10 protein-coding genes are annotated in these 9,105 nt (G+C 50.5%); 8 read left to right on the top strand and 2 right to left on the bottom strand.

Features of this window, described 5'->3' with window-relative positions; all coding sequences use genetic code 11:
* The first annotated feature begins 181 nt into the window (after positions 1–181).
* Complete coding sequence (locus ACJHVI_RS02450; protein ID WP_483183033.1) at positions 182–346, top strand: hypothetical protein; 165 nt, start codon at positions 182–184, stop codon at positions 344–346.
* A gap of 124 nt (positions 347–470) precedes the next feature.
* Here the strand turns inward: ACJHVI_RS02450 and modA are convergent, their stop codons facing one another.
* Together modA and ACJHVI_RS02440 are read right to left on the bottom strand one after the other, a co-directional pair.
* On the bottom strand, positions 471–1,229 hold the full coding sequence (gene modA, locus ACJHVI_RS02445) for a molybdate ABC transporter substrate-binding protein (protein ID WP_483183032.1): 759 nt from the start codon (positions 1,227–1,229) through the stop codon (positions 471–473).
* Positions 1,230–1,236: 7 nt separating this feature from the next.
* On the bottom strand, positions 1,237–2,418 hold the full coding sequence (locus tag ACJHVI_RS02440; protein WP_483183031.1) for a M20 aminoacylase family protein: 1,182 nt from the start codon (positions 2,416–2,418) through the stop codon (positions 1,237–1,239).
* A gap of 251 nt (positions 2,419–2,669) precedes the next feature.
* Here ACJHVI_RS02440 and ACJHVI_RS02435 point away from each other — a divergent pair, with 251 nt between their 5' ends.
* Genes ACJHVI_RS02435 through ACJHVI_RS02405 form a run of 7 tightly spaced genes read left to right on the top strand, consistent with a single transcriptional unit; the run spans position 2,670 to position 8,502 of the window.
* Positions 2,670–3,113, top strand: a complete 444-nt coding sequence (locus tag ACJHVI_RS02435) for an SUF system Fe-S cluster assembly regulator (RefSeq protein WP_483183030.1) — start codon at positions 2,670–2,672, stop codon at positions 3,111–3,113.
* A 17-nt stretch (positions 3,114–3,130) separates the two neighbouring features.
* Complete coding sequence (gene sufB, locus ACJHVI_RS02430; protein WP_483183029.1) at positions 3,131–4,576, top strand: Fe-S cluster assembly protein SufB; 1,446 nt, start codon at positions 3,131–3,133, stop codon at positions 4,574–4,576.
* Positions 4,577–4,589: 13 nt separating this feature from the next.
* Positions 4,590–5,357, top strand: a complete 768-nt coding sequence (gene sufC / locus ACJHVI_RS02425) for a Fe-S cluster assembly ATPase SufC (RefSeq protein WP_483183027.1) — start codon at positions 4,590–4,592, stop codon at positions 5,355–5,357.
* Positions 5,358–5,362: 5 nt separating this feature from the next.
* Complete coding sequence (gene sufD / locus ACJHVI_RS02420; protein ID WP_483183026.1) at positions 5,363–6,499, top strand: Fe-S cluster assembly protein SufD; 1,137 nt, start codon at positions 5,363–5,365, stop codon at positions 6,497–6,499.
* The gene (locus ACJHVI_RS02415; RefSeq protein ID WP_483183025.1) at positions 6,489–7,697 is read left to right on the top strand and encodes a SufS family cysteine desulfurase; all 1,209 of its coding nucleotides are present in this window, start codon (positions 6,489–6,491) and stop codon (positions 7,695–7,697) included. The genes sufD and ACJHVI_RS02415 overlap by 11 nt, the downstream gene beginning before the upstream one ends.
* Positions 7,694–8,134, top strand: coding sequence for a Fe-S cluster assembly sulfur transfer protein SufU (gene sufU, locus ACJHVI_RS02410; protein ID WP_483183024.1), 441 nt, complete (start codon positions 7,694–7,696; stop codon positions 8,132–8,134). Before ACJHVI_RS02415 ends, sufU begins: the two co-directional genes overlap by 4 nt.
* A gap of 11 nt (positions 8,135–8,145) precedes the next feature.
* Positions 8,146–8,502 (top strand): DUF59 domain-containing protein, encoded by a 357-nt coding sequence (locus ACJHVI_RS02405; protein WP_483183023.1) that lies wholly within the window; start codon positions 8,146–8,148, stop codon positions 8,500–8,502.
* Positions 8,503–9,105 lie beyond the last annotated feature (603 nt).

Raw genomic sequence — 9,105 nt, 5'->3', positions numbered from 1 at the left:
ACTTTTTTACTAGCAAGAGTGTGTTCAATGGCTTGCCAATCGAGCAGTTGGGTGATTTTAAGCAAGGGGAAACGGTCAGCGTATTGATTGAGCAGGGTTTGGGCGGAGTGGTAGAAAAAGCTGCTCATGGAAAAATCCTCTCAATTCTTGGTTGGGGGAATTTAGAGGATTTTTTGGGGTTTTGCAAAGGTTTCAGGGTGTGAAAAACGAACCGCCGGCATCCTATGCTTGGCAAAGTCGCCCCAGTCCGGTCAAAATCGATGAGCGCGGTCGTGTGAGCCTGAATGGCAAACGCTTCCGTCCGCTGCATATCCGTTCAGCATTTGCGGCTAAAAATACGGATTAAAGCTTTTGCATTCCGATATCGACAAAATATGCTGTGCGGATAAAACTATCCTGAAAGCCTTTGTAGGCTACAGGTATTTCAGGATATAAAAGAGCAGGGCGCTCAACCTTAATTAATAGGATTTTTATTTTGCATCAGGGGCTAAAAAGCCGTAATTGCGCAAAATATTCTGCCCCTGTTCGGAAAGCACAAATTGCACAAAATGTTGCGCCGCTTCAGGCACTGGACTGTTGGCGCTTACCGCAATCGGGTAAGAAAGTGCTTCGTCCAATGGCACTTGAAAGAGCGTCTTGACTTTATCCTTCATCATTGCCGCATCCGTGGCATAGACAAATCCCGCTTCCACTTCGCCGCGCGCCACATAATCCAAGGATTGCCGTACGTTCTGCGTAGGTATATTACGATCGCCGATTTTTTCCCATAATCCGGCTTTTTCTAAGGCGGTCTTACTATAAGTACCGACCGGTACGCTTTCGGGATTCGCGATGGCAATGCGCTTTATCTCGGCATGTTCGACAAGGGCGGCGAGGTCTTGGGGCATAATATGACTGTCCTTCGGCGCGATAAGCACAAGAGCGTTTTGCGCAAAATTCGCACGACTTTCGGGCTTAATCAGCTGTTCTTTTTCCGCGGTATCCATGCGCAATTGATCGGCGCTGGCGAAAACATCTGCCGGTGCGCCGTTTTGCAGTTGCTTGAGCAAGGCGCCTGAACCGGCAAAATTGAAAAAGACTTTATCTTGCGGATATTGTTCCGTGTACGCCTTGCCGATGTCATTAAAGGCATCGGTCAGACTAGCGGCAGCGGAGACGGCTAAATCGGCGGCATGAGCGCCGAAGCTAAGAGTGGCGCTTAAAGCAAGAAACAAAGAGGCGGCTTTCATATTTCTCTCATGGCGTCAAAGCAAGACCTGTCGCGGCGTTTTGCATCAGCGCGACCCATAAACTGGCACCAATTGCCAATAATTCGTCATTAAAATCATAGTGCGGATTATGCAATGCCGCATCAGGATGATGACGACCGTTGCCTATCCAAAAATAGGCGCCGGGTTTGTGTTCCAACATAATGGCGAAATCTTCTGCTGCTGCGCTGGGCGGCGGATTATGGATAACGTTTTCCGCGCCAAGCAAGCGGCGGCTGATATCTAAGGCATAGCGCGCTTGGGCGAAATGGTTGCGCGTGGGCGGATAGCGGCGGTCATAATGTACTTCCGCCTGCGCACCCAATGCCTGCGCAATCCCTTGAGCGGTATCGCGGATACGGCTTTCCAATAAATCGCGGATTGGCGGACGGAAAGAACGTGTACCGCCGCTTAAGCGCACTTGCGCAGGAATGATGTTGTACATATCGCCGCCGTGCATTTGGGTCACACTCAATACCGCTTTATCCGTCGCGGCGACATTGCGGCTGACCACAAGCTGCAAAGCGGAAATGATTTGCGCGGCAACCGCAACGCTGTCCACCCCCTGCTCGGGATGCGCGCCATGACAGCCGCGTCCGCGAATATCGATATCGAAGCAATCAAAAGACGCCATGACTTCATCATCATGCACCGCCGCTTTGCCAAGCGGCAAATCCGGCCAATTGTGCATGCCGAATACCGCATCGACAGGGAATTGCTCGAACAATCCTTCCGCAATCATGCGTCCGCCGCCGCATTCGTTTTCTTCGGCAGGTTGAAAAATAAACACGGCGGTGCCGGCAAAATCGCGATGTTCGCTTAAATATTTGGCAGCGCCCAAGAGCATGGCGGTATGCCCGTCATGCCCGCAGGCATGCATTTTGCCCTTGACGGTCGAGCAATGGGCGAATTGATTGGCTTCAAGAATATCCAGCGCATCCATATCGGCACGCAGACCAATCATCGGACCGGCTTGACTGCCTTTCAGCACACCGACCACGCCGGTTTTCGCCAAACCTTGATGCGTTTCGATGCCCCAATCGCGCAGCAGCTGCGCCACAATGCCGGAAGTGCGGATTTCTTCATAAGCGGTTTCGGGATGACGATGAAAATCCTGCCGCCAAGCGCGCATCAGTTGATCAATCGTGCCGCCAGATGGAATTGCCTGCATAGTAGTCTCTTATTCAGAGAAAAAACGGCATTATACGCCGCGACTTCCGCCTTGCAAGCCGGCAAATTTACCGGCCAAAGACAAAAAGAAAACCGCTAAACGAGAACGATTTGCAAAACAAATTATTTTTAAAATGCTTGATGAGCTTTTTAAAGCATGAATTTCTGCTTAAAAACGGACTTAAGGCTTGATAATAAGGGGTTAGCAGTATATAGTACGTTTGTCGTTCTATATTATTTAGGGAGAGCCGGATGCTGCGCATCACCAAAGAAAGCGAGTACGCTTTTTTGCTTTTGAGCGCCTTGCTCGCCGAAGATGATACCCCGAAAAGTGCAACGACACTAGCGCAGCTGACAGGGATTGCCGCCCCTATGACCGGTAAAGTGCTCAAGCGATTGGTTCGTCATGATATTTTAATTTCCACGCGCGGTTCGCGCGGAGGCTATGTCTTATCAAGAGCGCCGCATGAGATTTCCGCTTTGCAGGTGGTAGAGGCAATGGAAGGTGTGCCGGAATTGGTTGATTGCGCCCATCGTGCGGTCTCTTGCGCCTTGGCGCAGTATTGCACGGTCAGCCCTTTTTGGCAGCAGCTGAATCAGGAGATCAATCAGATGTTGGCGGGGAAAAATTTGGCGGATATGCAGCGCGACGAGCGCCGCCTGCGGCATATGAAAACGCATCCGCATGCGGTTTAAACAAGCTAAGGTTAATCATGAGTCAAAATGAAGAATTGAAACAAATTGCCGCGACTGAATACCAGTTTGGCTTTGAAACCCAGATTGAGCAGGAAACCCTGCCGCCGGGGCTGAATGAGGAGGTTATCCGTCAGATTTCCGCGATTAAACGCGAGCCGGAATGGCTGCTGGAATGGCGTTTGACGGCATATCGCACATGGCTGGAAATGGAGGCGCCCGATTGGGGGCATTTGAATATCGCGCCGATTGATTATCAAGCGGTCTCTTATTATTCCGCGCCCAAATCGAAAAAAGACGGACCTAAGAGTTTGGACGAGGTCGATCCGGAATTGCTGGAGACGTACAAAAAGCTCGGCATTCCTCTGGAAGAACAGGAAATGCTGGCGGGCGTGGCGGTAGATGCGGTATTCGATTCGGTTTCCGTCGCCACCAGTTATAAAGAGCGTTTGGCAAAAGACGGCATTATTTTCTGCTCTTTTTCCGAGGCGGTGCAGGAGCATCCCGAACTGGTCAGACAATATTTAGGCACAGTGGTCTCGCCGAAGGATAATTATTTTGCCGCCTTAAATGCGGCGGTCTTTACCGACGGTTCCTTTTGCTATATTCCGCAGGGCGTGCACTGCCCGATGGAATTATCCACCTATTTCCGCATTAATGCCGCCAATACGGGGCAATTCGAGCGGACGCTGATTGTGGCAGACAAAGGCAGTTATGTCTCTTATCTGGAAGGCTGCACCGCACCCAAACGCGAAGAACATCAATTGCATGCAGCGGTGGTAGAAATTTATGCGCACGAAGACGCGAGCGTGAAATATTCCACCGTGCAGAATTGGTATCCCGGCGATAAGGACGGCAAAGGCGGAATTTATAATTTCGTGACCAAACGCGGATTGTGTCAGGGCGCGCGGAGCAAGATTTCTTGGACGCAGGTGGAAACCGGTTCGGCGATTACTTGGAAATACCCCAGCTGCGTCTTACGCGGCGACGATTCGGTCGGCGAGTTTTATTCGGTGGCATTGGCGCGCGATTATCAGCAGGCGGATACCGGTTCGAAAATGATTCATATCGGCAAGAACACCAAATCGACGATTATTTCTAAGGGTATCTCTTTAGGTCGCGCACAAAATGCCTACCGCGGTTTGGTGCGGATTTTGCCGACGGCGGAAAACGCACGCAATTTCTCGCAATGCGATTCTTTATTAATCGGTAGCGATTGTGGCGCGCATACTTTCCCCTATTTAATTACGCAAAATCCCAGCGCGCAAGTCGAACATGAGGCGACTACCGCCAAAATCGGCGAAGATCAGATTTTTTATTGCATGCAGCGCGGCTTATCCGAAGAAGATGCGGTGAGCTTGATTGTGAACGGTTTTTGTAAACAGGTATTTCAGGAATTGCCAATGGAATTTGCGGTGGAAGCGCAACGTCTGATTGAGCTGAAATTGGAAGGCAGTGTTGGTTAAGAGTAAGAGAAAAATGTTAAAAATTGAAAATTTACATGTTGAATTAGAAGACGGCAAAAAAATCCTTAATGGTATTTCTTTGGAAATTCTTGCCGGAGAGGTGCATGCGATTATGGGCCCCAACGGTTCGGGCAAATCGACTTTGGCAAATGTGCTGGCAGGTCGCGAAGGCTATGAAGTCACTGAAGGACATGTCTGGTACGAAGGCAAAGATTTGCTGGCGCTCGACCCTGAAGAACGCGCCCGCGAAGGCTTGTTTTTAGCCTTCCAATATCCGGTGGAAATTCCTGGCGTCAGCAATTTGTACTTCTTAAAATCCGCCTTAAACGCCAAACGCGTGCATCAGGGCTTGCCGGAAATCGATGTGATGGATTTCCATGCTTTGCTGCAAGAACGCATGAAGCAGGTCAAAATGGGCGAAAACTTCCTCAGCCGTGCCGTGAATGTCGGTTTTTCCGGCGGCGAGAAAAAACGCAATGAAATCCTTCAAATGGCCGTTTTAGAACCGACATTGGCGGTGCTTGACGAAACCGATTCCGGCTTGGATATCGACGCTTTGCGCGTGGTGGCGGAAGGCGTGAACGCTTTGCGCGATGCCCGCCGTTCTTTCTTAGTAATCACACATTATCAGCGTTTATTGGAATATATCGTGCCTGATGTGGTGCATGTCTTGGTTAACGGCGAAATTGTGCAAAGCGGCGGCAAAAAATTGGCATTGGAGCTGGAAGCACGCGGTTATCAGGAATATCGCGGCGAAGAAACAGGCGCATCGCGCAATTAGGAGGCATGATGTCTGATTCGATGATTACAGAATTGCTGGCGCATGCCAGTGATTCCGCTGCCAAGCAAAAAGCCTTGGCTTATCCGAGCCTGTCGCGTGCCGAATCATGGCGCTGGACGCCTTTGAAAGCCTTGCGCAGCATCAGCCGCCGCGTGGACTGCGCCGCTTACCAATATGATTTTCCGGATGCGGTGCGGGTGTCCGAAGCTGATGAAGCGCGCGATTTGGATATGGCTTTCTTGCACAGCCAAATCGACGCGCCTTTTGCCGCCGTCAATATGGCATTAGCCGATGATGTGCTGCATATCCGCATTCCCGCGCAAACATTCGAGCAACCGCTGGCGATTCATTTGGATGCGGTGGGCAAAAAATGGCAATTTTCGCGGATATTGATTGAAGTGGCGGCAGAGGCGAAAGCGGCTTTATGGCTGGATATGCGTGCCGAACGCGAGGCGGCGCAACTGCCTTTGATTGCGCTGGAAGTCGGCGCAAACAGCGAATTCGATATGGTGCTGTGGCTGGGCGCGGCGGATGAGGGTGCGAATACGCAATGCGCCTATATCGGCGCCAAGCAGCAAGTACACAGCAAACTGCGCATTAATGCGGTGCAAAGCGGCGCAGCATTCGCGCGAGTGGACGTGCAAGCGGAGATTCACGGCGCAGAGGCGGAATTTTTATTCGGCGGCGTACAGATGCTCAGCGGCGAGCAAGTCGGCGATTATCATGTGAACGTGCGCCATATGAGCGAAGGCAGCCAAAGCAATCAAATCGTGCGCGGCGCTTTGCGCGACAAATCCAACGGCATTTTCGACGGCATGATTTATGTCGCCCACGGCGCACAGCAAACCGATGCCAAGCAAGACAGCCGCTATATCCTGCTCTCAAACGAAGCCAAATCGCATTCCGTGCCGCGTTTGGAAATTTATGCCGATGACGTGCAATGCGCGCACGGCTCGACAGTCGGCTTTTTAGACCCTGAATCGCTGTTTTATCTGCAATCGCGCGGTATTGACCTAGAAGCGGCACAAGTGATGCTGATCAGCAGCTTCTTGCATGAAGCGGTGGTCGTGGAGCATGAAGCCTTAGCCGCCAATTTGCACGAAGCGATTACTCAAACATGGACAGGCGGCGATGAAGACTGATTTAGCCGGCGAATTTCCCATCCTCAGCCGTCAAATACACGGCCATCCCCTGACCTATTTAGACAATGCCGCCAGCACGCAGAAACCCCTGCGCGTGATTGAAGCCATGCAACATTGTCTGCAACATGAATACAGCAACATTCATCGCGGTGTGCATTTTCTTTCGCAGCAACTGACCCAGCAATATGACCGCGTGCGCGAAAAAACCGCCGCCTTTCTTAATGCCGCATCCGCGCAAGAAATCGTCTTTACCAAAGGCACGACCGAGGCGCTGAACCTCTTAGCCTCTTCTTTGGGCGAATTGCTGCTGCAAGTAGGCGACAAAGTATTGATCAGCGCCATGGAGCATCATGCCAATATCGTGCCTTGGCAAATCGCCTGCCGCCGCTTTGGTGCGCAACTAGTCGTTTTGCCGATGAACGACAAAGGCGAACTGCTTACAGAAGACTTTGATACCTACTTAGACGGCGTCAAAATTTTCTCTATCTGCCATGTCTCAAATGTATTGGGCAGTATCAATCCCATCGCGCCGCTCATCGCCAAAGCCAAAGCGCGCGGCATTACCACGATTGTTGACGGCGCGCAGGCGGTGGCGCATCTGCCAGTAGACGTGCAGGCGCTGGGCTGCGATTTCTATGTTTTTTCAGGACATAAACTCTACGGACCGACCGCCGTCGGCGTTCTCTACGGTCGCTACGAACTTTTAGAAGCCATGCCGCCCTATCAAGGCGGCGGCGACATGATTTTATCCGTGAGCTTTGAAAAAACCCTTTACGCACCACCGCCGCTGAAATTTGAAGCCGGCACGCCGCCGATTGTGGAAGTCATCGGCTTGGGCGCGGCATTGGACTGGCTGCAAGACATCGGTTTACCGAACCTCGCCGCACATGAAGAACAGCTGCGCATAGAAGCGGAAGCCGCGTTGGGCGAATTGAACGGTATACGCATCTACGGACAAGCCGCACAAAAAGCGGCGGTCATTTCCTTCACTCTGCAAGACATTCACCCCCATGATGCGGGAACGATTATGGACAGCCGCGGCGTCGCCGTACGCGTCGGACATCATTGCGCCGAACCGATTATGCGCTTCTTCGGCATTCCCGCCACTATCCGTGCCTCATTTGCCGCCTACAATGATAGCGCGGACATCGCACGTTTAGTCGCAGCCGTCAAAACCACTCAGGATTTATTCGCATGAATGATTTAAAAACCCTTTATCAAGAAGTCATTCTTGACCACAGCAAAAAACCGCGCAATTTTCATGCCCTAGAACCGCACAGCCATGCCGCGACCGGACATAATCCGCTGTGCGGCGATAATCTGAAAGTCTTTGTGCGGGTGGAAAACGGCGTCATACAGGATGTGAGCTTTGTCGGCGACGGCTGCGCCATCTCCAAAGCCTCCGCCTCTTTGATGACGGAAATGGCAAAAGGTAAAAGCATAGAAGAATTTCAGCAACTCTATGCCCAATTTCATCAGGTAGCGACCACACAAGAGCCGATTCCGGCGGATTTCGGCAAACTGCAAGTCTTGGCAGGAGTGCGCGACTATCCCTCGCGCGTCAAATGCGCCACCTTGGCTTGGCATACCTTAGATGCCGCCTTACATCATCAAGACAGCGCCAAAACCGAATAACAGGAAGCATTATGGAATTTGAGCAAATCCCCTTTCAAAAAGATATTGACGACCCCGCCTTATCGCCGCTCGAGCGCGACATCATCACCGAGCTAAAAAGCGTTTATGACCCTGAAATTCCCGTCGATATCTACGAATTAGGGCTGATATACGATATTCAATACGATGAAAAAACCGGACAAGCCGATATTCATATGACCCTGACCGCACCAGGCTGTCCTGTGGCAGGCGTCATGCCGGATTGGGTCAAAGAAGCGGTGGAAAGAGTTGACGGCGTAGAGCATTGCGAAGTGCATATGGAATGGGATCCGCCTTGGCGCATGGACATGATGAGTCTGCGGGCAAAAATCGAACTAAACATGATTTAAACCGATAAAAACAAAAGCCTAAAACTAAACACTTTAGGCTTTTATATGATCGGAGAAGTAAAAAATAATACAAGAAATATGTGAAAACAGTACAGCAAACCAAACTTGTAGGGGCTTTTTATTTCTTTAAAGCGCGGATTTCCTTTTTGATACAGTTACTGCGGTAGGCTGGAATAATTTCGCCTAACGTAAAAAAAGTAGTACTCAGGCGGCGAGCCGCAGACAGTGTAAGAGTGTACGGCAAGGCAAGCCAACGCCGTAATATTTTTTCAATTCTTCGACTATATAGAGCAAAAGAATAACAAACTGCAATCGCAAAAATCATACAAGTCTAAATCCTAAATCAACAGGCAATATGGGTCTTATACTTCTAATTTAACATAACACACATTCTGCGAACTCTTTTCTTTTTTTGATTTTTTTAGGGCGCGCGCACTGCGTGCGGGAAAATTAACGGTTTTCGGGCAAAGGGACATTTTAGGTGCTGTTTTCGAGTTCTTTAGCTCTAAGGGACAAAATAGGTGCTATCTAGCGTTTTTTAAGCAAAATAATCTTTTATAAACTTAACCTTATTGTCCTTTTCCATGCCGCAATGACAAGCTA

This window comes from Suttonella sp., assembly GCF_056855035.1.
This window is presented reverse-complemented; position numbering and strand designations above follow the sequence as displayed.

Excerpts from the sequence above, each read along its gene's own strand:
- ACJHVI_RS02405 (WP_483183023.1), top strand. The coding sequence starts at position 8,146 with ATGGAATTTGAGCAAATCCCCTTTCAAAAAGATATTGACGACCCCGCC.
- ACJHVI_RS02435 (WP_483183030.1), top strand. The coding sequence starts at position 2,670 with ATGCTGCGCATCACCAAAGAAAGCGAGTACGCTTTTTTGCTTTTGAGC.
- ACJHVI_RS02415 (WP_483183025.1), top strand. The coding sequence starts at position 6,489 with ATGAAGACTGATTTAGCCGGCGAATTTCCCATCCTCAGCCGTCAAATA.
- sufD (WP_483183026.1), top strand. The coding sequence starts at position 5,363 with ATGATGTCTGATTCGATGATTACAGAATTGCTGGCGCATGCCAGTGAT.
- sufU (WP_483183024.1), top strand. The coding sequence starts at position 7,694 with ATGAATGATTTAAAAACCCTTTATCAAGAAGTCATTCTTGACCACAGC.
- sufB (WP_483183029.1), top strand. The coding sequence starts at position 3,131 with ATGAGTCAAAATGAAGAATTGAAACAAATTGCCGCGACTGAATACCAG.
- sufC (WP_483183027.1), top strand. The coding sequence starts at position 4,590 with ATGTTAAAAATTGAAAATTTACATGTTGAATTAGAAGACGGCAAAAAA.
- modA (WP_483183032.1), bottom strand. The coding sequence starts at position 1,229 with ATGAAAGCCGCCTCTTTGTTTCTTGCTTTAAGCGCCACTCTTAGCTTC.
- ACJHVI_RS02440 (WP_483183031.1), bottom strand. The coding sequence starts at position 2,418 with ATGCAGGCAATTCCATCTGGCGGCACGATTGATCAACTGATGCGCGCT.